This is a genomic window from Streptomyces sp. AK08-02, from assembly GCF_033795085.1.
GTDB classification, from domain to species: Bacteria; Actinomycetota; Actinomycetes; order Streptomycetales; family Streptomycetaceae; genus Streptomyces; species Streptomyces echiniscabiei.
In genome coordinates, this window is the sequence record NZ_JARAZV010000006.1 from 186,729 (window position 1) to 210,447 (window position 23,719).

Genomic DNA, 23,719 nt, shown 5'->3' on the forward strand with positions numbered 1-23,719 from the left:
ACTCCCGTCAGACCTCTTCGACGCTGCTCGGCTCACGCCGGGACAGGTCGATGCCGAGTTCCTCCGCCGCGCGGAAGACGTCCTCGTCGGTGTCACGCATTTCGATGGACATACCGTCACTGGACAGCACCTCCACGTTGAGGCAGAGAGACTGCATCTCCTTGATGAGCACCTTGAAGGACTCGGGGATGCCGGGCTCGGGGATGTTCTCGCCCTTGACGATGGCCTCGTAGACCTTCACGCGGCCGGTCACGTCGTCGGACTTGATGGTCAGCAGCTCCTGGAGGGCGTACGCGGCGCCGTATGCCTCCAGCGCCCACACCTCCATCTCACCGAATCGCTGGCCACCGAACTGGGCCTTACCACCCAGCGGCTGCTGGGTGATCATCGAGTACGGGCCGGTCGAACGGGCGTGGAGCTTGTCGTCGACCAGGTGGTGGAGCTTGAGGATGTACATGTAGCCGACGGAGACGGGCTCCGGGAACGGCTCTCCGGAACGGCCGTCGAACAGCGGCGCCTTACCGGTCGGGAGCACCATGCGCGATCCGTCGCGGTTCGGGATCGTGTGGTTCAGCAAACCGGCCAGCTCGTCCTCACGCGCACCGTCGAAGACGGGGGTGGCGACGTTGGTGCCGGGGGCGACGACGTCGGCCTCGATGGCCTGGAGTCGCTGCGCCCAGTCGTCCGCGAGGCCGGAGACGTCCCAGCCGCGACTGGCGAGCCAGCCGAGGTGGATCTCCAGCACCTGTCCCGGGTTCATTCGGGACGGCACACCCAGCGGGTTGAGGATGATGTCGACCGGAGTTCCGTCCTCGAGGAACGGCATGTCCTCGATCGGAAGGATCTTCGAGATAACACCCTTGTTGCCGTGGCGGCCGGCGAGCTTGTCACCGTCCGTGATCTTGCGCTTCTGCGCCACGTAGACACGAACCAGCTGGTTCACGCCCGGCGGCAGCTCGTCGCCCTCCTCACGGTCGAAGACGCGGACGCCGATGACCTTGCCGATCTCACCGTGCGGCACCTTCAGCGAGGTGTCGCGCACTTCACGCGCCTTCTCACCGAAGATCGCGCGGAGCAGGCGCTCCTCGGGGGTCAGCTCGGTCTCACCCTTGGGCGTGACCTTGCCGACGAGGATGTCGCCGGCGACGACCTCGGCACCGATGCGGATGATGCCGCGCTCGTCGAGGTCGGCGAGGACCTCCTCGGAGACGTTCGGGATGTCCCGGGTGATCTCCTCGGGGCCGAGCTTGGTGTCACGGGCGTCGACCTCGTGCTCCTCGATGTGGATCGAGGAGAGGACGTCGTCCTGCACGAGGCGCTGCGACAGGATGATCGCGTCCTCGTAGTTGTGACCCTCCCACGGCATGAAGGCGACGAGCAGGTTCTTGCCCAGCGCCATCTCGCCTTCCTGGGTGGCCGGACCGTCGGCGAGCACCTGGTGCTCGACGACCCGGTCGCCCTCGTTGACGACAACCTTCTGGTTGACCGAGGTGCCCTGGTTGGAGCGCGAGAACTTCGCGATGCGGTACGTGGTGTACGTGCCGTCGTCGTTGGCGACGGTGACGTAGTCCGCGGAGACCTCCTGGACCACACCCGCCTTCTCGGCCTTGATGACGTCGCCGGCGTCGACGGCGCAGCGGTACTCCATGCCCGTACCGACGAGGGGAGCCTCGGCGGTGATCAGCGGCACGGCCTGGCGCATCATGTTCGCGCCCATGAGGGCACGGTTGGCGTCGTCGTGCTCCAGGAAGGGGATCATCGCGGTCGCGACGGACACCATCTGGCGCGGGGAGACGTCCATGTAGTCGACGTCGTCGCCGGGGATGTAGTCGATCTCGCCGCCACGGCGGCGGACGAGAACGCGGGACTCCTCGAAGCGCATGTCCTCGGAGAGGATCGCGTTCGCCTGGGCGATCACGAACCGGTCCTCTTCGTCGGCCGTGAGGTAGTCGACGTCGTCGGTGACGACACCCTCGACGACCTTGCGGTACGGGGTCTCGACGAAGCCGAAGGCGTTGACCCGGCCGTAGGAGGCGAGCGAGCCGATCAGACCGATGTTCGGGCCTTCAGGGGTCTCGATCGGGCACATGCGGCCGTAGTGCGAGGGGTGCACGTCACGGACCTCGAAGCCGGCCCGCTCACGGGAGAGACCACCCGGGCCGAGCGCCGACAGACGGCGCTTGTGGGTGAGACCCGACAGCGGGTTGTTCTGGTCCATGAACTGCGACAGCTGGCTGGTGCCGAAGAACTCCTTGATGGAGGCGACGACCGGCCGGATGTTGATCAGGGTCTGCGGCGTGATCGCCTCGACGTCCTGAGTCGTCATGCGCTCGCGGACGACACGCTCCATACGCGCCAGACCCGTACGGACCTGGTTCTGGATGAGCTCGCCGACGTTGCGCAGACGACGGTTGCCGAAGTGGTCGATGTCGTCGGTCTCGACGACGATCGTCGTGCCGTTGTCGCCAACGGTCTCGGTCTCACCGGCGTGCAGCTTCACCAGGTACTTGATCGTCGAGATGATGTCCTCGACGGTCAGCACACCGGCGTTCAGCGGGGCCTCGCCACCCAGCTTCTTGTTGACCTTGTAACGGCCGACCTTGGCGAGGTCGTAACGCTTCGGGTTGAAGTACAGGTTCTCCAGAAGCGTCTGCGCGGCCTCACGGGTCGGCGGCTCGCCAGGACGGAGCTTGCGGTAGATGTCGAGCAGCGCGTCGTCCTGGCCCTGGGTGTGGTCCTTCTCCAGGGTGGCGCGCATCGACTCGTACTCGCCGAACTCCTCAAGGATCTGCTCGGTCGTCCAACCGAGAGCCTTCAGCAGAACGGTCACGGACTGCTTGCGCTTGCGGTCGATACGGACACCGACCATGTCGCGCTTGTCGATCTCCATCTCGAGCCAGGCACCCCGGGAGGGGATCACCTTGGACGCGAAGATGTCCTTGTCGGACGTCTTGTCGATGGAGGAGTCGAAGTAGACACCCGGCGAGCGGACCAGCTGCGACACGACGACACGCTCGGTGCCGTTGATGACGAAGGTGCCCTTGTTGGTCATGAGCGGGAAGTCGCCCATGAAGACCGTCTGGGACTTGATCTCGCCGGTCTCGTTGTTGGTGAACTCGGCCGTGACGAAGAGGGGCGCGGAGTACGTGAAGTCGCGGTCCTTGCACTCGTCGATCGAGTTCTTCGGCGGCTCGAAACGGTGATCGCGGAACGTCAGGGACATCGACCCGGAGAAGTCCTCGATCGGGGAGATCTCCTCGAAGATCTCCTCCAGACCGGACTTGGTGGGGACGTCCTGTCCGCTGTCGAGAGCCGCCTCGACGCGAGCCTTCCATGCGGCGTTACCGAGCAGCCAGTCGAAGCTCTCGGTTTGCAGCGCAAGAAGGTTCGGAACCTCGAGGGGCTCCTTGATCTTTGCAAAAGAGATGCGCAGCGGGGCAGTGCTGGCGCCATGGTTCGTATTCGCGGAGGCAGTGCGCGAGGCGGCCAAGAGGGGGTCCTTCCGAGGGCTCGGACTCACTACGCGCGTACCGGCCCCCCACAGGGGCACAGAGACGGGCACTCCACGACCAGCCGTAAAAGGCCAGGTCGGAGAAGGTCCGATCGTCGGTGCTCAAGCGAGGGCATGCCCCTGGTGACGGGCAGGAGGCAGCTAACAGGCAGCGCAAAGGGTCAGTGTAGCCACTAGGCCCACTGATGTCCAGTGCGGGTTTTTGAAGACCCTCGTTGCTCTCAACCCCTGCTGCAAGCCACGCCCTCGATGCACATCGATACTGCCCTCTTCGCCACCGATCCATGCCTCGGATCCGGATCGTTGTGACGACGCGTCCTGAGAATTGCGCGCCCCGTGCGGTTCGTCAAGGCCTCCAAGCCCGAACCCGGTGCTGCCATCGTCACGTGCGGCACAGCACCAGGGGCGTTCGGAGGCACGACGAAGATCACCTTACTCGCCGTCACCGAGCCTGCAAGGCAGCCACGACCCGACCCCTCGAACGCCGAAGAGCGACCACCCAGATGGATGATCGCTCTTCACTGCGTCAGCGTTACAGGGCTACGAGAAGCCCTGTGTCACCGCGAGTCGAGTTACTTGACCTCGACCGAGGCGCCGGCGGCCTTGAGGGACTCGGCGGCCTTCTCGGCGGCCTCCTTGGCGACCTTCTCGAGAACGGGCTTCGGGGCGCCGTCCACGAGGTCCTTGGCCTCCTTGAGACCCAGGGAGGTCAGCTCACGCACGACCTTGATGACCTGGATCTTCTTCTCGCCGGCGCCGGTGAGGACGACGTCGAACTCGTCCTGCTCCTCGACGGCGTCCGCGACGGCGGCGGGGCCGACCGGGGCAGCGGCGACGGCCGCGGCGGCGGTGACGTCGAACTTCTCCTCGAAGGCCTTCACGAACTCGGAGAGCTCGATGAGGGTGAGGGTCTCGAACTGCGCGAGCAGCTCTTCCTGGGACAGCTTCGTCGCCATGTTGGGCGATCCTTCCAGTCAATTCGGCAGGTGCCGAGGTAAGTGTCGGCGGGCGTACGTTCGGCCCGCGTCGACCGCCGCCTCAGGCGGTGGTCAGAGTGCGAGCCGAGTTACTCGGCACCGCCCTGCTCGGCGAGCTTGACGCGAAGCGCTTCCGCGGTGCGGACGAACTTCGACGGCAGCGCCTGGAGGAGCGAAGCGGTCTGCGACTGCTTGCCCTTGAAGGCACCGGCCAGCTTGCTGAGCAGAACCTCGCGGGACTCGAGGTCCGCGAGCTTCTTGATCTCGTCGGCGGACAGCGCCTTACCGTCAAGGACACCGCCCTTGATGACGAGGTTCGGGTTGTCCTTGGCGAAGTCACGAAGACCCTTCGCCGACGTCACCGGGTCACCAGTGATGAAGGCAACCGCCGTCGGACCGTTGAACAGGTCGTCGAGCGTCGAGATCCCGGCCTCGTTGGCCGCGATCTTGGTCAGCGTGTTCTTCACCACGGCGTACTGGGCGTCTTCACCGAGCGAACGACGCAGCGTCTTGAGCTGCGCCACGGTGAGACCCCGGTACTCGGTCAGCACGGCGGCGTTCGAGCTACGGAACTGGTCCGCGAGCTCGGCTACCGCGGCAGCCTTGTCGGGCCTTGCCATAAGCGTGGCCTCCTTCCGGGTGATGAGGACCGCTCAGAAGGAGACTGGGAAAACGAAACGCCCCGGCGCAGGCGCTCGGGGCGTGAACTCGACCAACCGGATTCCGTGAGCGGAATCCGTCCGGGAGTACATCCACAATCACACCTGCGCGGGTCGTCCGCAGTTCAGCGGATCCTTCGGTCACCGAGCCCTCTCACGAGAACAAGGCAACGACCAGCGGTCTTTGGCTTCTGGACGAGAGTACGTGAGGCCGTCCCCGTCAAGCAAATCCGCGCCCCTGCAGGGGCGCGGGGAACTGCGCGACAAGCCCCCACGGCCCCGCAGACAAAAGAACCGCGCACCCACCGCAGGCTCTAACCGGCCTGCCCACCCTTCATCATCTCCGCCAGGTCCGCGACATCCTTCGCAGCCGGCGCAGCAATACTCACCGGCTTGTTGAAGTCGTCGAAGGTGATCGTCATGTCGAGGGGGCCCTTGTCGGCCGCGCCGCGCATCCGGAACTGCTTGGTGACGTCACCCTCGCCGATCCACATGTCCATCGTGAACTTGTCGATCCCCAGCTTCTCGTACTGCTCAAGGCTCTTCTCGCGCAGCTCGCGGGTCGCCTTGGTCTGGGACTTGAGCGACGCGCGGAACTGGTCGAGGGTGACCGTGCCCCGGTAGTGGGTGGTCTTCACCCCGTCCACGGTCTCCTCGCCGACCTCTTTCACGTCCTTGGAGCCGGTGAGGAAGGTGGACTCCTGGGCGGGGTTCTTGTCCGCCTGACCGGCCGCCCCGAGGGACCCACCGGCGGCGCCCATGGCGCTCATGTCGAACTTGATCCAGCTCTTGCCGTCCATCTCCTTGGCGGCGGCAGCGCCCCCGCCTATGAACAGCGCTTTGTCGACGAGACGGATCTCAGCGGTGCCGTCGGCGCCCTTGTCGAGCGCGGTGATCTTCATACTCATCGCGACGTCGGGCTTGAGGCGCATCTTGGCGTCGGCCTTGACGCGGCCCTCCTCGGGCATCTTGCCGGTCATCCGGTAGCTGAGGGAGGTGATGTCCTCCACGTTCTTCGCCGCCTTGGCGACAGCCGCCGCCGGCGTCATCTTCGGAGACTCCTCCGAGGCACCCTTGGAACAGGCGACAGCGCCGGTACCGAGAAGCAGCACTGCGAGGCCTACACGTCCCGCACGCACAGAAGAAGCACCCATGATTCCCCCCAAGGAACATTGTGAACACACGGTCGATTCACAGAAACGAACGCGAGCCTAACCCGGCGGGGCGGACGAGGCCTCCGAATTCCCCAACAGATCCTTGAAGTCCACGGTGTCCCCGCCCCCCGGCGCCGTGACCGCGGCCTTCACTCCGTACGCGCTGTAGTACGCCGTCGACGACATCCGCCCGCTCGCCAGCTCGCCCCGTTCGACCTTCTTGACCAGCAGGTTCCGGTCGTTGACCCAGATGTCGACCGTCTCGGTGGTGACACCGGCCTCGACGAGCTGGTCCTTGAGGGCCGAGTCGGCGAGGGCGGCCACCTCAACCGTGCCCGAGTAGCGCGTCGTACGTTCGCCGCGCACCGTCTCCGTCCCGGTCCCGCGGACGTCACCAGAGGCCAGCAACAGCTTGACCGGCTGGACGGGGGCGGTGTTGTGCAGTTGGTCCTTCAGATACGTCCCGGAGCCGCCCGGCAGGTCCGCCAGGTCGTCGTAGGCATACCTGATCCAGTGCCTGCCGTGCATCTGGGCGGCGAACTTGTCCCCGACCTTGGCGTAGTAGGCGTCGGGCAGCAGCCTGGCCTCCATGGAGGAGCTGTTGAGCGCCCGCATCGACTCGGCCAGCTCTCCGCCGGTGTAGGTGATGCTGAGCCGGCCGACCGGCTCGTCGGCCCAGCCGAGGACGCCGGCCGTCCGCATGGAGAGCAGGTCGCCCATGACGGAGGAGGAGCTGACCCGGGCGGAGCCGGCCCGGTCGGTGGCCTGCTCCACCGCGTGCAGCGCGGCGGCCGTACGGGCGTCGAGGCGGCTCGCGCCCGGTGTCGGCTCGGCGCCCTCGTCGTCGGATCCCCCGGAGAAACTGCACGCCGACATCGCCAGGCCCGCCACGACCAGCGCGGCGGTCACCGCGACCGGCCGGACCCCTCGCCGCAGGCCCCGTATACCCCGTACGCCGCTGTTCCTCATCCGGTCCCCCACCCCTCGTGCGCCCCGTGATCTTCACGCTAACCCCTCGGTACGACAACGGGCCCCGCACCTCGAAAGGTTGCGGGGCCCGTCGTACGAACGCGAACGCGCGGCTGCCGGAGTGAGCGTCGGCTCAGACGGCGGCCGGGTCCTCCTCGACGAGGAGGTTGCGGGTGCGGTTGGGGTCGACCGGAATGCCGGGGCCGATCGTCGTGCTGACGGCGGCCTTCTTGATGTAGCGACCCTTGGCGGCGGACGGCTTCAGACGGAGGATCTCCTCCAGCGCGGCGCCGTAGTTCTCCACCAGCTTGTCGTCCTCGAAGGACGTCTTGCCGATGATGAAGTGCAGGTTCGAGTGCTTGTCGACGCGGAACTCGATCTTGCCGCCCTTGATCTCGGTCACGGCCTTGGCCACGTCCGGGGTCACGGTGCCCGTCTTCGGGTTCGGCATCAGACCACGCGGGCCGAGGACGCGGCCGAGGCGGCCGACCTTGCCCATGAGGTCCGGGGTGGCGACGACGGCGTCGAAGTCCAGACGGCCCTTCGCCACCTCGTCGATCAGTTCGTCGGAGCCGACGATGTCGGCGCCGGCGGCGGTCGCGGCCTCGGCACGGTCACCGGTCGCGAAGACCAGGACCCGGGCGGTCTTACCGGTGCCGTGCGGGAGGTTCACGGTGCCACGGACCATCTGGTCGGCCTTGCGCGGGTCGACACCCAGGCGGAAGGCGACCTCGACGGTGCCGTCGAACTTGCTCGTGGAGGTCTCCTTGGCGAGACGGACGGCCTCGAGCGGGGCGTAGAGCTTGTCCCGGTCGACCTTGGCGTCCGCAGCGCGGAGAGACTTGCTGCGCTTGCTCACTACTGCTCCTGATGTTGTTCCGAGGAGTCGTGGTAACGGACCGAGCAGGTCCTGCCACGTACTACTGCTGAAGAGTTACGGGGTGGGGCTCAGCCCTCGACCGTGATGCCCATCGAACGGGCGGTGCCGGCGATGATCTTCGACGCGGCGTCCAGGTCGTTGGCGTTCAGGTCGGGAAGCTTGGTCGTGGCGATCTCACGGACCTGCGCCTGGGTGATCTTGGCGACCTTGGTCTTGTGCGGCTCGCCGGAGCCCTTCTCGACACCTGCGGCCTTGAGGATCATCTTCGCGGCCGGCGGCGTCTTGGTGATGAAGGTGAAGGAGCGGTCCTCGTAGACCGTGATCTCCACCGGGATCACCCAGCCACGCTGCGACTCGGTCGCGGCGTTGTAGGCCTTGCAGAACTCCATGATGTTGACGCCGTGCTGACCGAGCGCGGGGCCGACCGGCGGCGCGGGGTTGGCCGCACCGGCGTTGATCTGGAGCTTGATGAGCCCCGTGACCTTCTTCTTCTTGGGAGGCATTCCGGGTCCTCTATCTTCGTTTTTCTTCGGTCTTCGCTGTGCCCGACAGAAGCCGGGCAACCGCACCACGATAAGGGACATCGTGGCGAGGCGTGAAACCGAGCAGGTCAGGCCAGCTCCGAGAGCCGACCTGACCTGGACGGAAGCTATGTGGCGTACTAGTTCTTCTGGATCTGGTCGAACGACAGCTCGACCGGGGTCTCGCGACCGAAGATCTCGACGAGGCCCTTGACCTTCTTCGAGTCGGCGTTGATCTCGTTGATCGTCGCCTGCAGCGTCGCGAACGGGCCGTCGGTGACGGTGACCGAGTCGCCGACCTCGAAGTCCAGCACCTGGACCTCGAGCTTGCGGGCCGGAGCCGGCCTGCCCTCGGCCTCGGCTGCCTCACGGGCGGCCTTCTCCTCGGCCTCCGGAGCGAGCATCTTGACGATCTCGTCCAGGGTCAGCGGGTACGGGTCGTACGCGTTGCCCACGAAGCCGGTGACACCGGGGGTGTTGCGGACGACGCCCCAGGACTCGTTCGTCAGGTCCATGCGGACGAGAACGTAGCCGGGAAGCTTGTTCTGGCGGACCGTCTTGCGCTCGCCGTTCTTGATCTGCGCGACCTCTTCCTGCGGCACCTCGGCCGCGAAGATGAAGTCCTCGACGTTCAGAGAGACGGCACGCTGTTCGAGGTTGGTCTTCACACGGTTCTCGTAACCGGCGTACGTGTGGATGACGTACCACTCGCCGGGGAGCGTGCGCAGTTCCTCGCGGAGGGCCTCGACGGGGTCGACGGGCTCGGCGGCCTCTTCTTCGACTTCCTCGACCTCGGCTTCGGCGTCGTCCTCGACGAGCTCTTCGTCCTCGTCGGTGTCGGCGTCGGCCTCGAGCACATCGCCGTCCTCATCCTCATCGTCCTCGATGTGGATGGCGTCTTCCTCGGCGGGCTCTCCCACGGCGGCGTCCGCAGCGTCGACCTCGTCCTCGACCTCGTCAACGCCCTCGATGATGTCGAGCTCGTCATCCACGGACTCGTCCGGCACGATGGCGTCGTTCAGGTTCGGGTCAGACACGGTGGCTGCTTCTTCCTGGATACATGTGGGTGGAACATGCGAAAGGGGCGCCGCACCCGGCGCCCTTCGCTCTTGGCTCAGCCGAAGACGTACTTGGCGGCTTTGTTGAGTCCAAAGTCAATCACAGTCACCAGGCCGATCATGACGATCACAAAGACGATCACCACGGTCGTGTACGTCGTCAGCTGGTTACGCGTCGGCCAGACGACCTTGCGGAGTTCCGCGATGATCTGGCGGTAGAAGACCGCGAGACGCTTCAGCGGGCCCTTCTTGGCGCGCTTACCGCCCTTACGAGTCTTCTTGTCCGACTCGGGCGCCTCATCCTGGGCATCAGGCATATCGATGGAGCCCACGGCATCCGCCATTCGTCCTCACCTGTTCCCGGGTCGTGGCCGTGCCGCGCCCGGTCCGAGCCGCACGGCGGTGCATTGCAGTACGTACATGCGCACACAGCCTGGTGACAGGCGTGTGTAGCAGGGCCGGAGGGACTTGAACCCCCAACCGCTGGTTTTGGAGACCAGTGCTCTACCAATTGAGCTACGACCCTTTGTGGTTACTCCAACGTACCGTACTCGTCCGGATGCTCAATGTGCACCGGATAAGCGCGGGCCGCTGAAGGCCAACGAGGTGAGAGTGTACGTGCTCCGGAGCCGGTCGTCGAACAGAAAGCGCCCGCTGGACCCTTGTCGGCGGAAGATCGCCCAGCACAGGCGCCGGATCCGGACGCTTGTTCAGCCATCCGTCGGCATGATGCCCCTCCGCCTTCCCTTCCGCGGTCCGGTCTGACCAATAGGTGAAACCCGTGTGCCGGGGAGGTTTCCGGTCTGAAACGATGGGCACCATGAGCGCTGCAACCCCTTCCACCGCGCGCCGGGTCTCCGCCCGAGTCGGCGCGATCTCCGAGTCCGCCACCCTCGCCGTGGACGCCAAGGCCAAGGCCCTGAAGGCCGCCGGGCGCCCGGTGATCGGCTTCGGCGCCGGTGAGCCGGACTTCCCCACCCCGGACTACATCGTCCAGGCCGCCGTCGAGGCCTGCTCCAACCCGAAGTACCACCGCTACACGCCGGCCGGCGGTCTGCCCGAGCTGAAGGCCGCGATCGTCGCCAAGACGCTCCGCGACTCGAACTACGAGGTGGACGCCTCCCAGGTCCTGGTGACCAACGGCGGCAAGCAGGCCATCTACGAGGCGTTCGCCGCGATCCTCGACCCGGGCGACGAGGTCATCGTCCCGGCCCCGTACTGGACGACGTACCCGGAGTCGATCCGTCTCGCCGGCGGTGTCCCGGTCGAGGTCGTCGCGGACGAGACCACCGGCTACCGGGTCAGCGTGGAGCAGCTGGAGGCGGCCCGCACCGAGCGGACGAAGGTCGTCCTGTTCGTGTCCCCGTCCAACCCGACCGGCGCGGTCTACAGCCCCGAGGACACCGAGGCGATCGGCCGCTGGGCCGTGGAGCACGGCCTGTGGGTCCTGACGGACGAGATCTACGAGCACCTCGTCTACGGCGACGCGAAGTTCACCTCGCTGCCCGCGATCCTCCCCGAGCTGCGCGACAAGTGCATCGTGGTCAACGGCGTCGCGAAGACGTACGCCATGACGGGCTGGCGGGTCGGCTGGATCATCGGCCCGAAGGACGTCGTCAAGGCGGCGACCAACCTCCAGTCGCACGCCACGTCCAACGTGTCGAACGTGGCGCAGATCGCCGCCCTCGCCGCCGTCTCCGGGAACCTGGACGCCGTCGCGGAGATGCGCGTCGCCTTCGACCGCCGCCGCCACACGATCGTGCGCATGCTCAACGAGATCGACGGCCTGGTCTGCCCGGAGCCCGAGGGCGCCTTCTACGTCTACCCGTCGGTGAAGGCCCTGCTGGGCAAGGAGATCCGCGGCAAGCGCCCGCAGGACTCGGTCGAGCTGGCCGCCCTGATCCTGGACGAGGTCGAGGTGGCCGTCGTCCCCGGTGAGGCGTTCGGCACACCGGGCTACCTGCGCCTGTCGTACGCCCTGGGCGACGAGGACCTCGTCGAGGGCATCAGCCGCGTGCAGAAGCTGCTGGCCGAGGCGAAGGACTGACCCCGCGATACGAGAAGGCCGCTTCCCTCTGGGAAGCGGCCTTCTTTCGTCTCGGAGTACGAGCGTCAGTGCGAGCAAGACCACGTTCAGGGAAAGCGCTACCGATACGAGCCGGACGTACGGCAGGATCCGAGAATGGAGCACGTACGTGATGTCTCTGAACTGCCGAAAGCCCATCTGCATCTGCACTTCACCGGGTCGATGCGGTCAGCGACCCTGCTGGAACTGGCCGACAAGTACGGTGTGCGGCTGCCCGAGGCGCTGACCGACGCTCTCACCAGTGGCGAGCCACCGAAACTCAGGGCGACCGACGAGCGGGGCTGGTTCCGTTTCCAGCGCCTGTACGACGCGGCCCGGTCCTGTCTGCGGGAGCCCGAGGACATCCAGCGGCTGGTCCGCGAGGCCGCCGAGGAGGACGCCAAGGACGGCTCCGGCTGGCTGGAGATCCAGGTCGACCCGACGTCGTACGCCCCCCGGCTGGGCGGTCTCATCCCGGCGCTGGAGATCATCCTGGACGCGGTGGAGACGGCCGGCCGGGAGACCGGGATCGGGATGCGGGTCCTGGTGGCCGCGAACCGTATGAAGCATCCTCTGGACGCACGCACGCTGGCTCGCCTGGCCGTGCGGTACGCGGACCGGGGGGTGGTGGGCTTCGGCCTCTCCAACGACGAACGGCGGGGCATGGCCCGGGACTTCGACCGGGCCTTCGCCATCGCGCGTGAGGGCGGTCTGCTGTCGGCCCCGCACGGCGGTGAACTGACGGGCCCGTCGTCGGTCCGCGACTGTCTGGACGACCTGCACGCGTCCCGGATCGGCCATGGCGTGCGGGCGGCCGAGGACCCACGCCTGTTGAAGCGCCTCGCGGACCGCCAGATCACCTGCGAGGTGTGCCCGGCGTCGAACGTCGCCCTGGGCGTGTACGAGAAGCCCGAGGACGTCCCGCTGCGCAGGCTCTTCGAGGCCGGTGTGCCCCTGGCGCTGGGCGCCGACGACCCGCTGCTGTTCGGCTCGCGGCTGGCCGCCCAGTACGAGATCGCCCGCGAGTACCACGCCTTCACGGACGCGGAACTGGCCGAACTGGCCCGGCAGTCGGTACGGGGTTCGGCGGCGCCGGAGGACGTGCGGGCGAAGCTGCTCGCGGGGATCGACGACTGGCTGGCCGGCTGAGGGATCTGGCCGCAGGCCTCAGAGGCGGACGCCGACCGTCACCGGTTCGTTGACGAGAGTGACCCCGAAGGCGTCCTGGACACCGGCGACGACCTCGCGGGCGAGGGCGAGCAGGTCCTCCGTGGTGGCCCGGCCGCGGTTGGTGAGGGCCAGAGTGTGCTTGGTGGAGATCCGGGCGGGGCCGCTGCCGTACCCCTTGGTGAAGCCGGCCTTGTCGATCAACCAGGCCGCCGAGGTCTTCGTGCGGCCCTCTCCGGCCGGGTAGGCGGGCGGTACGACGTCGGCGCCGAGCCGCTCCGCCACGCGCGCGTGGAACGCGGCGAACTCGGCGTCGTCGAGGATCGGGTTGGTGAAGAAGGACCCGGCCGACCAGGTGTCGTGGTCCTCGGGGTCCAGGACCATGCCTTTGCCCGCGCGCAGCTTGAGGACCGTCTCGCGGGCCGCGTCCAGCGGCACCCGGTCGCCGGGCTCGACACCGAGGGCACGAGCCGTCTCGGCGTACTTCAGGGGCGCCGACAGTCCGTCCGCGTCCTCCAGGGCGAAGCGGACGCGCAGGACGACATGGCGCTCGGGGTCGGCCTTGAAGCGGCTGTGGCGGTACGAGAAGTCGCACACGGCGCCGGAGAGGGTGACCGTCTCGCGGGTGATCCGGTCGTAGGCGACGACCTCGGTGATCGTCGAGGACACCTCCTGCCCGTACGCCCCCACGTTCTGGATGGGCGTCGCCCCCGCGGAGCCGGGAATCCCGGCGAGGCACTCGATCCCGGCGAGGCCTGCCTCGACCGTGCGTGCGACGGCGTCGCTCCACACCTCGCCGGCGGCCAGCTCCACGCTCGTGCCGTCGAGGTCGACTCCGCTCGTGGCGATCCGCAGAGCCGTCCCCGCGAACCCCTTGTCGCCGATGACCAGGTTCGAGCCGCCGCCGATGACCAGCAGCGGGGTCCCGGAGTCGTCGGCCTCACGGACGGCGGCGATCACCTCGGCGTCGGTCGTCGCCGTGATCAGCCGGTCCGCGGGACCGCCGAGCCGGAAGGTGGTCAGCGGGGCGAGGGGCGCGTCGTGGATTTCCTGCACGCGCCAAGACTACGAGACCCCACTGACAGCCCCGCCCGGCAGCGCCACGAGCAGCGGCACGCGCGCGTACGGCCCCGCCGGTGAGGATCGGGGCCGTACGCGCGCGTGCGGTGGTCCTACGGGGTTCAGTGGGCGGCCGTCTCCAGTACCGGCGCCGACTTGGTGGACTCCGTCACCGCAGCGGGGCGGCGGACGGCCGGGATCAGCAGGGCCGCGACGCCCGCGAGAGCGACCACCGCCGAGCCGACCACCAGGGCGGGCCGGAGACCGTCGACGAAGGTCTGGCCGCTCTCGTAGCCGCCCTGGGCCGCGAAGATCGATCCCATGACGGCGATTCCGAGGGCGCCGCCGACCTCGCGCAGCGCGTTGTTGGCGCCGGAGGCGATGCCCTGTTCGCTCGGGCGGACGCCGGACATCACCAGGTTGGCGGCCGGGGCGAAGAACAGAGCCATGCCGATGCCGCTGATGATCAGGCCGGGCAGCTGGATGGCGTAGGAGGCGTCCGCGGTGACCACGAAGGCCATGTAGCCGAGGCCGGCGGCCTGGAGGAAGAGGCCGGTGGCGACGACCGGACGGCCGCCTATCCGGTCGGAGAGGATGCCGGCGATCGGGGCGACGAGCATCGGCATCCCGGTCCAGGGCAGCATCCGCAGGCCCGCCTCGGTGGGCGAGTAGCCGAGCACGCCCTGCATGTACTGGCTGAGCAGGAAGATCGACCCGAACATGCCCAGGAACATCAGCAGGGAGGCCGCGTTGATCCCGGCGAAGGCTCGGGAGCGGAAGAGCCTCATGGGCAGCATCGGGTTCTTCGCCCGGGTGCCGTGGACGACGAAGGCGACAAGGAGCGCGCCGCCCGCGAGCAGGCCGGTCAGGACGTAGGAGCTGGTCCAGCCGTCGGCCGGGCCGCGCACGAGCCCGTAGACGATGCCGAACAGGCCGCCGCTGGCCAGCAGGGTGCCGGTGATGTCGAGCGGGGCGCCGGTGCCGTGCGACTCGGCGAGGCGCAGCCGGGCGAGCGGCAGCAGGGCGAGGCCCAGCGGCACGTTCAGCCAGAAGATCCAGTGCCAGGAGATGTGCTCGGTGAGGCTGCCGCCGATGAGCGGACCGGAGGCCACGGCGAGTCCGTTCACGGCGCCCCAGATGCCGAACGCCATCCCGCGTTTGGCGGCCGGGACCGCTGCGGTGAGCAGGGTCAGCGTCAGCGGCATCATGATGGCCGCGCCGACTCCCTGGACCGCGCGGGCGGCGATCAGCGAGTCGATGCCGGGTGCCATGGCAGCGGCGGCGGAGGCGCCGGTGAAGACGGTGAGCCCGGCGAGGAAGAGCCGGCGCCGACCGAAGCGGTCGCCGAGGGCCGCGCCGAACATCAGCAGAACGGCGAAGGTGAGCGTGTAGGCGCTCACGGTCCACTCCAGGTCGTCCAGCGCTCCCCCGAGGTCCTTGCGGATGGAGGGCAGCGCGGTGGTGACGACGAGGTTGTCGAGGGCCGCCATGAATCCGGCGACGCTGGTGATGACCAGAGCCCAGACGGCTCCGCCGCGCGGTGCGCCGGCCCTGCCCTGTTCACGCTGTTCGCTCTGCTTGCCCTGCCGCTCTGACATCGCTCCCCCTGGGGATGATCGCTACCGGTGATTTCGACGTTGATTTAGTTATTGATCACTAACTTTTACGGCCGACCGAAAGCCGCGGATTCCGCCCCGGACCCCTCACCCTTGACCCGGCCCCTTGATCTGCGCCGAGGGCCACATCCCTCGCCAGACCCGGTGCCCGGTCGGAAAGCCCATGGCCGCAAGGGTGTTGATGAGCATCCCGTACGCCAGGAAGGTCGTCGTCTCCTCTCCGACGGGCACCTCGACGGCGTCCTGGAGCTTCATCCAGCCGGCCCTCACGGCCTCGCCGAACTCACGATCACCCTCGGCCTCGGCGGCGGCGACGGCCACATAGGTCTGCATCTGCATCTGCAGCCGCTCGGGGTGCTCGCTGATCAACCGTGCGTACGCGTCCGCCATGGAATGCAGGGCCTGCTCGCCCTCCAGCCCGTCGGCGGCCTCCTCCAGAACCCGGCGCACATCATTCATGCACCGCTGGGAGGCGGCGGCGAAGATCGCCTTCTTGCCCGGGAAGAGCCGGAAGAGGTACGGCTGCGAGACACCCACCCGCCTGGCGATCGCCTCGGTGGAGGTGCCGTAGTAGCCCCTCTGCGCGAACTCGGCGATCGCCGCGCGAATGACGCTCTCGCGTCGCTCCTCTGCGCTCATCCTGACCATGCGAGTAAGTTAGTGTTCAATCACTAACTACGTCAAGAGGTACGCGCCCCACCATCCTCACCCCCGGTACGGGCCCGGCGATGAGCGGCCACCCGCTCGCGGGTCGCACAGCGGCGCGAACAGTAGTGCCGTTCGGGCCCACGCCCCTGGGTGACGAACACGTTCTCGCAGCTCACCGACGCACAGACAGCTCCCGGCGGACGCTGATGCTCCCAGACGAGCACGGCCAGCGCGAGACAGGAGGAACCGAGAAACCACTCCCCCCAGGGCCCCTCGTCGTCCCGGTCGACATGCGGATGCCAGGGCGCGTGCCCGCCGTGCGAGGTCAGCCGCAGCGGCCCGGCACGATCGAGGAGCAGCCGGTTCAACAGGCCGGCGGCCCGATCCACGTCCCCGGCACCGAAGACCTCACGAAGGAGAAGCGCCGCCTCGCGCATCTCGCCCACGTCATGGGCGGTGAGGTCGAGGGGGTCCGGCTCGCCGTGCGCCCGGAGCACGGCGACGATCGCACCAGGGGACACCGGACCACTGCCGGTCAGGGCGTTGACCAGGGCGGCGGCGCGGCGGGCGTTGGCCAGTACGGAGTGCCGGGTGGACCGGCCACCGGAGGCGTCGGAGGCGTCGGAGGCGTCGGAGGCGTCGGAGGCGTCGACAGAGGGCGAGACGGGAACGGGGGCGGGCACGCAGGGAATGTAACGCATATTGCGAAGTTTTGAGTTACTTATCTAACGTCGCCGGGATGAAGAGGCTCTGCGCGACCAGGCCGACAGCGGCGTATCTGGCCGGGGCGACGGCGGCCCGCACCGGGGACGAGATTTCGGGTCCGGCGCTGCTGCTGGCCGGGTACGCGGTCACGGGGTCGGCCGCCGAGGCGTCGGCGCTGCTCGCGGGCATCACGATCGCGGCGGCGGTCGGCGGCCCGCCGGCAGGGGCGCTCCTGGACCGTGCGGTACGACCGGGCCGCCTGCTGGCCGTCGCACTGGCCCTCTACGCGACCGGCCTGGTGACAATCCTGGCCGTGCTGGGCCGGGTGCCGCTGCCGTTCGTCGTCCTGGCCGCGGTGACCACGGGCCTCCTCGGACCGGCGCTGTCGGGCGGCTGGACGGCCCAGCTCCCCCGGGTGGCCGCGTCCGGGACCCTGCCCCGCGCGAACGCCCTCGACGCGATGACGTACGGGGTCGCCGGCCTCACCGGACCCGCGCTGGCCGGAGTGGCCGCACAGCTGTTTGGTCCGTCGGCGGGGTTGGCGGTGTCCGTATCGCTGATCGGGCTGGCGCTGCCCGTGGCGTGGGGGCTGCCGAGCGCCCCCGGATCAGCGGCGAGGGCCGAGGGCTCGGTGACCGCCGACCTCCTGGCCGGCGCTCGCCACATCCTTCGTAACCGGCCGCTCGCCCGGGTCACTCTCACCTCGGTCGTCTCCTGCACGGGCCAGGGCATGCTGATCGCCTGCGTTCCGCTGCTCGGGGAACGGGTGCTCGGTGAAGCCGCCCACGGCACGATGCTGCTGTCCTGCACAGCCGTCTCGGCGCTCGCCACGAATGCCGTGCTGGCCCGTTTCCCGCCCCGCTGCGACCCGGACACACTCGTCTGGGCCGGGGCCCTGCTCCGGGCGGTGGCGCCGGCACTGGCGGCGACCGGTCGACCGGTCGCCGTTCTGGCCGCCGTACTGGTCGCGGGAATCGGCGAGGGGCCGCAGCTCACCGCTCTGTTCGCGGTACGTCACCGGGAGGCGCCGGAGCGGCTGCGCGGGCAGATCTTCACGACGGGGGCCAGTCTGAAGATCACCGGGTTCGCGGTGGGCGCCGGACTCGCCGGACCACTGACCACGTGGTCCCTGGCGGGGGCGCTGCTGACGGCTGCAGGCGTGGAACTGCTGGCGGTGCTGGCCTTCTTCACGCTCGTACGGAGACTTTTCCTTCTTGAAGAAGAAGTCGGGTAAGGGGCGCCCGCCATTGACGAACGCCCCTTACCCGCGTGTCACTCGCGTGCTCAGCCCAGGCGGACAACGGCCCGGGACATGCCCAGAACCTTCTGTCCCGCGCACATCGCGAGCAGGTCGACGCGGACCGTGTTGTCGGCGAGCTTGGCCCCGACCTTGCCGCTGACCTCGATGGTGGCGCCCTGGCCGTCGTTGGGGACGACGACCGGCTTGGTGAAGCGGACGCCGTACTCGACGACCGCTCCCGGGTCGCCGACCCAGTCGGTGACGACGCGGATCGCCTCGGCCATCGTGAACATGCCGTGCGCGATGACGTCGGGAAGTCCGACCTCGACCGCGAACTTCTCGTTCCAGTGGATGGGGTTGAAGTCCCCCGAGGCGCCCGCGTACCGCACGAGCGTGGCACGGGTCACGGGAAAGGTCTGGGCGGGCAGCTCGGTGCCCACCTCCACGTCGGCGTAGGTGATCCTCGCGGAATCGTCCCCGGAATTGGCCGTCATGGGTCAGCCCTCCTCGGTCGCGCGGGCGACGAGCTTGGTCCAGGCGGTCACGACGTGCTCGCCGGCCTCGTCGTGGACCTCGCCGCGGATGTCGATGATCTCGTTGCCCGCCATGGACTTGATGGCCTCGATGGTCGAGGTGACGCTGAGCCGGTCGCCCGCACGGACGGGGCGGACGTAGGCGAACTTCTGGTCGCCGTGCACGACTCGGCTGTAGTCCAGACCGAGCCGCGGGTCCGCCACGACGTCTCCCGCGGCCTTGAACGTGATCGCGAACACAAAGGTGGGCGGGGCGATCACATCGGCGTGACCGAGGGCCTTGGCGGCCTCGGGGTCGGTGTACACGGGGTTGGTGTCCCCCACCGCCTCCGCGAACTCGCGGATCTTCTCCCGGCCGACCTCATAGGGCTCGGTGGGCGGATAGGACCGCCCCACGAAGGACTGGTCGAGCGCCATGGGCTCGCAACCTCCTGAATCGCACCTGAGTCGCAAGTCGCACTGGTCACGCGACCGCATGGTTCACAGCTGGTGTGCTGAACAACGACGCGAGGCCGCCCCCCAGGAAACAGGGGACGGCCTCGACGTACGAGCCTGAATTATCGCGTTTCGCGATGCGCGGTGTGCGCATTGCAACGCGGGCAGTGCTTCTTCATCTCCAGTCGGTCCGGGTTGTTACGCCGGTTCTTCTTGGTGATGTAGTTCCGCTCCTTGCACTCCACGCAGGCCAGCGTGATCTTCGGGCGGACGTCGGTGGCAGCCACAGGAGTGCTCCTTGACGAACGGATGGGACATTGAACGCATAGAAGAGTAGCCGATCGAAGGACCGACCCCGCAATCGGCTACCGTCAGTAGCGGTGACCGGACTTGAACCGGTGACACAGCGATTATGAGCCGCTTGCTCTACCGACTGAGCTACACCGCTTTGATGCGATTAGTCCCCGCCTCGCGACGGGGACCTCTCACACCAGAGCCCCAATGCGGAATCGAACCGCAGACCTTCTCCTTACCATGGAGACGCTCTACCGACTGAGCTATTGGGGCGAGCGATGAAGACATTACACGCTCGGCCGCCGTCGCCCAAATCCGTTTCGCGGCTGCCGTCTCGGCCTGTTCCGGCCCTTGTCCCGCACTCCGCCCGCACCTCGAAAACCCCTCCCCCAGCGGCCTCGGAACCCCCTCCCGCAACCGCTCTCACACCCCCTCGCCAGCGATCCTTCCCGTCCGGCGGACCACACCGGTACGACTATTGCGCTCCTCCGCAACAGGGGTGGACGACCGCCCTAGGCTCGTCTCACTCTGCGTGATCTTGTGTCCCCGCTTGCGCGCAGCCGCCCCCGACCACAGGAGCGCGATGCCCGACAGCCAGCCGCAGCCGCCCCACTCGTCGTCCTCCTCGTCGTCACCCGATTCCTCCGGGGACCCGGCCGCCCTGCTGCTGTGCGGGGCGCGGCTCACCGACGGCCGGACCGTGGACGTACGGCTGGGTGGCGGTCGTATCGAGGCGGTGGGCACGGTCGGCAGCCTCGGTGCGTATGCCACCCGCGTGGACCTCAGCGGCTACCTCCTCCTGCCGGCCCCCGCCGAACCGCACGCCCACGGCGACACGGCTCTGTCCGCCGACGCCGACGGGCCGCTCTCGTACGACCCACAGGACGTCCAGCGCCGGGCCACCGAGGCCGCTCTGCTCCAACTCGGCCACGGGGCCACGGCGTTGCGCTCGCACGTCCGGATCGGCGACGTACCGGGGCTGGGCGCCCTGGCCGCCGTACTGCGGGCTCGGCGGGCGTTGCGCGGCCTCGCCGAGCTGACGGCGGTGGCGATGCCGCGCGTGCTGACCGGGGCCGCCGGGGCGGACGGGCTGGCGATGCTGCGGGACGCGGTGAAGATGGGCGCGTCGGTGGTGGGCGGCTGCCCGGACCGCGACCCCGATCCGACCGGGTACGTGGAGGCGGTCCTGGAGGTCGCCTCGGAACACGGCTGCCCTGTCGACCTGCACACGGACGGTGACGACCCGGCCCGGCTGGCCCGTCTCGCGGCGATGGCGGGCGGTCTGCGTCCCGGTGTCACCATCGGCCCCTGCGGCGGCCTCGGCCGTCTGCCCGCCGAGGTCGCCTCCCGGGCCGCTGACCAGCTCGCGGCGGCGGGTGTGACGGTGACCTGCCTCCCCCAGGGCGGCTGCGGCGGCGCGGAACGCCGTGCCACGGCTCCGGTACGGCTGCTGCGGGCTGCCGGGGTGCGGGTGGCGGCGGGCAGCGGCGCGCTGCGGGACGTGTCCAACCCGGTGGGCCGCGGGGACCCCCTGGAGGCGGCGTACCTGCTCGCCTCCCGCCACGGCCTGCGCCCGGAGGAGGCCTACGACGCGGTGAGCACGTCGGCGCGGGCGGCTCTGGGCCTGCCGGAGGTACGGGTGGAGGCGGGCTTCCCGGCAGAACTGCTGGCGGTCCGGGGCGACCGTCTGGCGGGCGCGCTGTCGCTCGCCTACAGCCGGATCGTGGTGCACAGGGGGCGCGTTGTGGCACGTACGAGCGCGGTACGTGAGTACTGCGACACCCCGGCGGCGGGAGCGCGGGACCTGCCGCGACAGGGGCGTACGGAGCTGTCGTGAGGTGAGGGAGGCGGGACCCGTCGGCAGAGCGCGCGGACGTCGTGCGGGCTGTGCGCCGGACGGGTTCGGCGGACGGGTTCGGCGGACGGGTTCGGCGGACGGCTTCGGCGGACGGCTTCGGCGGACGGCTTCGGCGGGGCGTACGGTCGAAGGCATGCGCATTGTCATCGCTGGAGGACATGGTCAGATCGCGTTGCGGCTGGAGCGTCTGCTCGCCGCACGCGGTGACGAGGTCGCGGGCATCATCCGCCGCGCCGAACAGGGCGACGACCTGCGGGCGGCGGGCGCGGAGCCGGTCGTGTGCGACCTGGAGTCGGCCTCGGTGGACGAGGTCGCGGCGCTGCTGCGGGACGCCGACGCGGCGGTCTTCGCGGCGGGCGCGGGCCCGAACAGCGGCACGGCCCGCAAGGACACGGTCGACCGGGGAGCGGCGGTGCTGTTCGCGGACGCGGCGGTTCGGGCGGGGGTACGCAGGCATGTGGTCGTGTCGTCGATGGGCGCCGATCCGGCCCACCCGGGTGACGGCGTCTTCGACGTCTACCAGCGGGCGAAGGGCGAGGCGGACGCCTACGTCAGCGGCCTGGACGCCCTCGACTGGACGATCCTGCGCCCCGGCGCCCTCACGAACGACCCCGGCACGGGCCTGGTACGCCTGGAGGCCGACACCGGGCGCGGCGCCGTCCCCCGCGACGACGTGGCCGCGGTACTCAGGGAACTCCTGGACACTCCGGCGACCGCGGGCCTGACACTGGAGCTGATCACCGGCTCGACGCCGGTTTCGGTGGCGGTGAAGTCGGTGGCGGGGAACTAGGGCAACGGCTTGAGGACCGGGCCACCGGGAAGGGCTCCGGAGCCCGGAGCCGGGGCCTGGACGAGGGGCTCAGAATAGGGGCAACTGGCCGGGGAACTCGGGTTGGACGTACCCGTCCAACGACGGCTGGGCCGCCCCGAGTTCCGCCTGCCGCCGCGACCCGGGGCACGAGACGAGTTCACCACTCCCCCGGGCCCCCTGCGGATCGTGCCGCGCGAACCTCCCGGCGACCACAGCGATCTCACGCCGGCACTCGGGACAGCTCCGGCGACGGGACGACGACACGAACGACGGCCGCGACAGCGATGACATGGGGCCACTCTCCCCCATGGCCACCACGTCCGCCCACAACAAAAAGGCCCTCTTTCCCCTGCGAAATCGCAGAGGGAAGAGGGCCTCCCCAATGTGGCGGCGCCAGGGTTCGAACCTGGGTAGGCTGAGCCGGCAGATTTACAGTCTGCTCCCTTTGGCCGCTCGGGCACACCGCCAGGGATTGCTGCCCTTCGAACCGCTTTTCGGCGGTCCTCCTTGGCAACGACGTAAACGATACCTGATGGACCGGGGTGCTTCGCCACCCGATTGAGCGGCGCCCGGACGGGAGGGGGTGGCTAGGCTTATGCGGATGCGGCCCGGGACGTACGCCGGGCTCGGCTGCTGTCGTCACGCATGCCGATACACAGCTCGCAGATTCCGACAAGCACCCCATACAAGGAGCCACAGGACATGGCCGACTCCAGTTTCGACATCGTCTCGAAGGTCGAGCGGCAGGAGGTCGACAACGCCCTCAACCAGACCGCCAAGGAGATCTCCCAGCGCTACGACTTCAAGGGCGTGGGCGCCTCGATCTCGTGGTCCGGCGAGAAGATCCTCATGGAGGCGAACTCCGAGGATCGGGTCAAGGCGGTCCTCGATGTGTTCGAGACCAAGTTGATCAAGCGGGGTATCTCGCTGAAGTCCCTGGACGCGGGTGAGCCGCAGCTCTCCGGCAAGGAGTACAAGCTCTTCGCCTCGATCGAGGAGGGCATCTCCCAGGAGAACGCGAAGAAGGTCGCGAAGATCATCCGCGACGAGGGCCCGAAGGGCGTGAAAGCTCAGGTCCAGGGCGAGGAGCTGCGCGTCAGCTCGAAGAACCGCGACGACCTTCAGGCCGTCATCGCCCTCCTCAAGGGCAAGGACTTCGAGTTCGCGCTGCAGTTCGTGAACTACCGGTAGTCCACCTGTTGTCGACGGATGGGGATGGGCGCCCCGCGACGGGCGCCCATCCCCATCCGTCGACTCCGATCAGGTACAGGCTCAGTCGCGTGAATTGCCGAACAGAATGCGATACGCGATCAGCAGCACCAGCGAGCCGCCGATCGCGGCCGCCCACGTGGTGCCGTCGTAGAACTGTTTGCTGATGGGGTGGTCGAGGAAGCGCGCCGAGATCCAGCCGCCGAGAAACGCGCCGGCGACGCCGATGACCGTCGTGCCGATGAAACCGCCCGGGTCTCGCCCCGGCAGCAGGAACTTGGCGATGGCTCCGGCCAACAGCCCCAGGATGATCCAGCCGATGATGCTCATGCCCTGAACCTGCCCCTCCG

The 23,719-nt window shown here is 68.5% G+C and carries 24 protein-coding genes and 4 tRNA genes; 6 read left to right on the plus strand and 22 right to left on the minus strand.

Annotation, left to right across the window (positions count from 1 at the left end; genetic code table 11):
- Nucleotides 1-7 precede the first annotated feature (7 nt).
- The 10 genes from rpoB to PV734_RS14290 form a co-directional block, all read right to left on the minus strand.
- Complete coding sequence (gene rpoB, locus PV734_RS14245; RefSeq protein WP_319090427.1) at nucleotides 8-3,490, minus strand: DNA-directed RNA polymerase subunit beta; 3,483 nt, start codon at nucleotides 3,488-3,490, stop codon at nucleotides 8-10.
- A 593-nt stretch (nucleotides 3,491-4,083) separates the two neighbouring features.
- Nucleotides 4,084-4,467 (minus strand): 50S ribosomal protein L7/L12, encoded by a 384-nt coding sequence (rplL, locus tag PV734_RS14250; RefSeq protein WP_319090428.1) that lies wholly within the window; start codon nucleotides 4,465-4,467, stop codon nucleotides 4,084-4,086.
- Nucleotides 4,468-4,577: 110 nt separating this feature from the next.
- Entirely contained in the window at nucleotides 4,578-5,108 is a 531-nt protein-coding gene (gene rplJ, locus PV734_RS14255; protein WP_319090429.1) for a 50S ribosomal protein L10, read from the minus strand.
- A gap of 353 nt (nucleotides 5,109-5,461) precedes the next feature.
- Complete coding sequence (locus PV734_RS14260; protein WP_319090430.1) at nucleotides 5,462-6,301, minus strand: DUF1396 domain-containing protein; 840 nt, start codon at nucleotides 6,299-6,301, stop codon at nucleotides 5,462-5,464.
- Nucleotides 6,302-6,358: 57 nt separating this feature from the next.
- Entirely contained in the window at nucleotides 6,359-7,270 is a 912-nt protein-coding gene (locus PV734_RS14265; RefSeq protein WP_319289685.1) for a hypothetical protein, read from the minus strand.
- Between the two features lie 133 nt (nucleotides 7,271-7,403).
- On the minus strand, nucleotides 7,404-8,129 hold the full coding sequence (gene rplA / locus PV734_RS14270) for a 50S ribosomal protein L1 (protein WP_006383486.1): 726 nt from the start codon (nucleotides 8,127-8,129) through the stop codon (nucleotides 7,404-7,406).
- 89 nt (nucleotides 8,130-8,218) lie between these two features.
- Complete coding sequence (gene rplK / locus PV734_RS14275; protein WP_006383482.1) at nucleotides 8,219-8,653, minus strand: 50S ribosomal protein L11; 435 nt, start codon at nucleotides 8,651-8,653, stop codon at nucleotides 8,219-8,221.
- Nucleotides 8,654-8,811: 158 nt separating this feature from the next.
- Nucleotides 8,812-9,708: a transcription termination/antitermination protein NusG gene (nusG, locus tag PV734_RS14280; RefSeq protein WP_319289687.1), complete on the minus strand. Its 897-nt coding sequence runs from the start codon at nucleotides 9,706-9,708 to the stop codon at nucleotides 8,812-8,814.
- Nucleotides 9,709-9,785: 77 nt separating this feature from the next.
- A complete protein-coding gene (gene secE / locus PV734_RS14285; protein ID WP_319090433.1) occupies nucleotides 9,786-10,073 on the minus strand; it encodes a preprotein translocase subunit SecE in 288 nt (95 codons plus the stop codon).
- A 109-nt stretch (nucleotides 10,074-10,182) separates the two neighbouring features.
- Nucleotides 10,183-10,255 (minus strand) — tRNA-Trp (locus PV734_RS14290).
- A 294-nt stretch (nucleotides 10,256-10,549) separates the two neighbouring features.
- Between PV734_RS14290 and PV734_RS14295 the strand changes: the two genes are divergently transcribed.
- On the plus strand, nucleotides 10,550-11,776 hold the full coding sequence (locus PV734_RS14295; protein WP_319289688.1) for a pyridoxal phosphate-dependent aminotransferase: 1,227 nt from the start codon (nucleotides 10,550-10,552) through the stop codon (nucleotides 11,774-11,776).
- 135 nt (nucleotides 11,777-11,911) lie between these two features.
- The gene (locus tag PV734_RS14300) at nucleotides 11,912-12,943 is read left to right on the plus strand and encodes an adenosine deaminase (protein ID WP_319090435.1); all 1,032 of its coding nucleotides are present in this window, start codon (nucleotides 11,912-11,914) and stop codon (nucleotides 12,941-12,943) included.
- An 18-nt stretch (nucleotides 12,944-12,961) separates the two neighbouring features.
- On the opposite strand, the gene PV734_RS14305 is transcribed toward PV734_RS14300, so the two are convergent.
- The 4 genes from PV734_RS14305 to PV734_RS14320 form a co-directional block, all read right to left on the minus strand.
- Nucleotides 12,962-14,017 (minus strand): UDP-N-acetylmuramate dehydrogenase, encoded by a 1,056-nt coding sequence (locus tag PV734_RS14305; protein WP_319289689.1) that lies wholly within the window; start codon nucleotides 14,015-14,017, stop codon nucleotides 12,962-12,964.
- A gap of 125 nt (nucleotides 14,018-14,142) precedes the next feature.
- Nucleotides 14,143-15,618, minus strand: coding sequence for a DHA2 family efflux MFS transporter permease subunit (locus tag PV734_RS14310; protein ID WP_319289690.1), 1,476 nt, complete (start codon nucleotides 15,616-15,618; stop codon nucleotides 14,143-14,145).
- A gap of 105 nt (nucleotides 15,619-15,723) precedes the next feature.
- Nucleotides 15,724-16,284, minus strand: coding sequence for a helix-turn-helix domain-containing protein (locus PV734_RS14315; RefSeq protein WP_319090438.1), 561 nt, complete (start codon nucleotides 16,282-16,284; stop codon nucleotides 15,724-15,726).
- Nucleotides 16,285-16,316: 32 nt separating this feature from the next.
- The gene (locus PV734_RS14320) at nucleotides 16,317-16,967 is read right to left on the minus strand and encodes a CGNR zinc finger domain-containing protein (protein WP_415924205.1); all 651 of its coding nucleotides are present in this window, start codon (nucleotides 16,965-16,967) and stop codon (nucleotides 16,317-16,319) included.
- Between the two features lie 56 nt (nucleotides 16,968-17,023).
- Between PV734_RS14320 and PV734_RS14325 the strand changes: the two genes are divergently transcribed.
- The gene (locus PV734_RS14325; protein ID WP_319289692.1) at nucleotides 17,024-18,223 is read left to right on the plus strand and encodes an MFS transporter; all 1,200 of its coding nucleotides are present in this window, start codon (nucleotides 17,024-17,026) and stop codon (nucleotides 18,221-18,223) included.
- Nucleotides 18,224-18,273: 50 nt separating this feature from the next.
- Here PV734_RS14325 and PV734_RS14330 read toward each other — a convergent pair whose 3' ends face one another.
- The 5 genes from PV734_RS14330 to PV734_RS14350 form a co-directional block, all read right to left on the minus strand.
- Nucleotides 18,274-18,723 carry a MaoC family dehydratase gene (locus PV734_RS14330; protein ID WP_319090440.1) on the minus strand — a complete coding sequence of 150 codons (450 nt, stop codon included), beginning with the start codon at nucleotides 18,721-18,723 and terminating at the stop codon, nucleotides 18,274-18,276.
- 3 nt (nucleotides 18,724-18,726) lie between these two features.
- Nucleotides 18,727-19,179, minus strand: a complete 453-nt coding sequence (locus PV734_RS14335) for a MaoC family dehydratase N-terminal domain-containing protein (RefSeq protein ID WP_319090441.1) — start codon at nucleotides 19,177-19,179, stop codon at nucleotides 18,727-18,729.
- A 140-nt stretch (nucleotides 19,180-19,319) separates the two neighbouring features.
- Nucleotides 19,320-19,484 (minus strand): 50S ribosomal protein L33, encoded by a 165-nt coding sequence (rpmG, locus tag PV734_RS14340; RefSeq protein WP_003948671.1) that lies wholly within the window; start codon nucleotides 19,482-19,484, stop codon nucleotides 19,320-19,322.
- 88 nt (nucleotides 19,485-19,572) lie between these two features.
- Nucleotides 19,573-19,645 (minus strand) — tRNA-Met (locus tag PV734_RS14345).
- A gap of 46 nt (nucleotides 19,646-19,691) precedes the next feature.
- A tRNA-Thr gene (locus tag PV734_RS14350) sits at nucleotides 19,692-19,764 on the minus strand.
- A gap of 310 nt (nucleotides 19,765-20,074) precedes the next feature.
- Here PV734_RS14350 and PV734_RS14355 point away from each other — a divergent pair.
- Complete coding sequence (locus tag PV734_RS14355) at nucleotides 20,075-21,328, plus strand: amidohydrolase family protein (protein ID WP_319090442.1); 1,254 nt, start codon at nucleotides 20,075-20,077, stop codon at nucleotides 21,326-21,328.
- A gap of 154 nt (nucleotides 21,329-21,482) precedes the next feature.
- On the plus strand, nucleotides 21,483-22,139 hold the full coding sequence (locus PV734_RS14360; RefSeq protein ID WP_319289694.1) for an SDR family oxidoreductase: 657 nt from the start codon (nucleotides 21,483-21,485) through the stop codon (nucleotides 22,137-22,139).
- A gap of 69 nt (nucleotides 22,140-22,208) precedes the next feature.
- On the opposite strand, the gene PV734_RS14365 is transcribed toward PV734_RS14360, so the two are convergent.
- The gene (locus tag PV734_RS14365) at nucleotides 22,209-22,451 is read right to left on the minus strand and encodes a hypothetical protein (RefSeq protein ID WP_164319099.1); all 243 of its coding nucleotides are present in this window, start codon (nucleotides 22,449-22,451) and stop codon (nucleotides 22,209-22,211) included.
- Nucleotides 22,452-22,545: 94 nt separating this feature from the next.
- Nucleotides 22,546-22,627: transfer RNA gene (locus PV734_RS14370), tRNA-Tyr, on the minus strand.
- Between the two features lie 235 nt (nucleotides 22,628-22,862).
- Between PV734_RS14370 and PV734_RS14375 the strand changes: the two genes are divergently transcribed.
- A complete protein-coding gene (locus tag PV734_RS14375; RefSeq protein WP_319090444.1) occupies nucleotides 22,863-23,351 on the plus strand; it encodes a YajQ family cyclic di-GMP-binding protein in 489 nt (162 codons plus the stop codon).
- A gap of 81 nt (nucleotides 23,352-23,432) precedes the next feature.
- Here PV734_RS14375 and PV734_RS14380 read toward each other — a convergent pair whose 3' ends face one another.
- The gene (locus PV734_RS14380; RefSeq protein WP_319090700.1) at nucleotides 23,433-23,699 is read right to left on the minus strand and encodes a GlsB/YeaQ/YmgE family stress response membrane protein; all 267 of its coding nucleotides are present in this window, start codon (nucleotides 23,697-23,699) and stop codon (nucleotides 23,433-23,435) included.
- Between the last annotated feature and the right edge of the window lie 20 nt (nucleotides 23,700-23,719).

Bases quoted from the DNA above. Each gene is read 5' to 3' on its own strand.
- PV734_RS14310 (WP_319289690.1), bottom strand. From the start codon at position 15,618: ATGTCAGAGCGGCAGGGCAAGCAGAGCGAACAGCGTGAACAGGGCAGG.
- secE (WP_319090433.1), bottom strand. From the start codon at position 10,073: ATGGCGGATGCCGTGGGCTCCATCGATATGCCTGATGCCCAGGATGAG.
- PV734_RS14380 (WP_319090700.1), bottom strand. From the start codon at position 23,699: ATGAGCATCATCGGCTGGATCATCCTGGGGCTGTTGGCCGGAGCCATC.
- PV734_RS14330 (WP_319090440.1), bottom strand. From the start codon at position 18,723: ATGACGGCCAATTCCGGGGACGATTCCGCGAGGATCACCTACGCCGAC.
- PV734_RS14355 (WP_319090442.1), top strand. From the start codon at position 20,075: ATGCCCGACAGCCAGCCGCAGCCGCCCCACTCGTCGTCCTCCTCGTCG.
- PV734_RS14365 (WP_164319099.1), bottom strand. From the start codon at position 22,451: ATGTCATCGCTGTCGCGGCCGTCGTTCGTGTCGTCGTCCCGTCGCCGG.
- PV734_RS14265 (WP_319289685.1), bottom strand. From the start codon at position 7,270: ATGAGGAACAGCGGCGTACGGGGTATACGGGGCCTGCGGCGAGGGGTC.
- rplJ (WP_319090429.1), bottom strand. From the start codon at position 5,108: ATGGCAAGGCCCGACAAGGCTGCCGCGGTAGCCGAGCTCGCGGACCAG.
- PV734_RS14375 (WP_319090444.1), top strand. From the start codon at position 22,863: ATGGCCGACTCCAGTTTCGACATCGTCTCGAAGGTCGAGCGGCAGGAG.
- rplK (WP_006383482.1), bottom strand. From the start codon at position 8,653: ATGCCTCCCAAGAAGAAGAAGGTCACGGGGCTCATCAAGCTCCAGATC.
- rplL (WP_319090428.1), bottom strand. From the start codon at position 4,467: ATGGCGACGAAGCTGTCCCAGGAAGAGCTGCTCGCGCAGTTCGAGACC.
- PV734_RS14300 (WP_319090435.1), top strand. From the start codon at position 11,912: ATGGAGCACGTACGTGATGTCTCTGAACTGCCGAAAGCCCATCTGCAT.
- PV734_RS14315 (WP_319090438.1), bottom strand. From the start codon at position 16,284: ATGGTCAGGATGAGCGCAGAGGAGCGACGCGAGAGCGTCATTCGCGCG.
- PV734_RS14360 (WP_319289694.1), top strand. From the start codon at position 21,483: ATGCGCATTGTCATCGCTGGAGGACATGGTCAGATCGCGTTGCGGCTG.
- PV734_RS14260 (WP_319090430.1), bottom strand. From the start codon at position 6,301: ATGGGTGCTTCTTCTGTGCGTGCGGGACGTGTAGGCCTCGCAGTGCTG.
- PV734_RS14335 (WP_319090441.1), bottom strand. From the start codon at position 19,179: ATGGCGCTCGACCAGTCCTTCGTGGGGCGGTCCTATCCGCCCACCGAG.
- PV734_RS14325 (WP_319289692.1), top strand. From the start codon at position 17,024: ATGAAGAGGCTCTGCGCGACCAGGCCGACAGCGGCGTATCTGGCCGGG.
- PV734_RS14295 (WP_319289688.1), top strand. From the start codon at position 10,550: ATGAGCGCTGCAACCCCTTCCACCGCGCGCCGGGTCTCCGCCCGAGTC.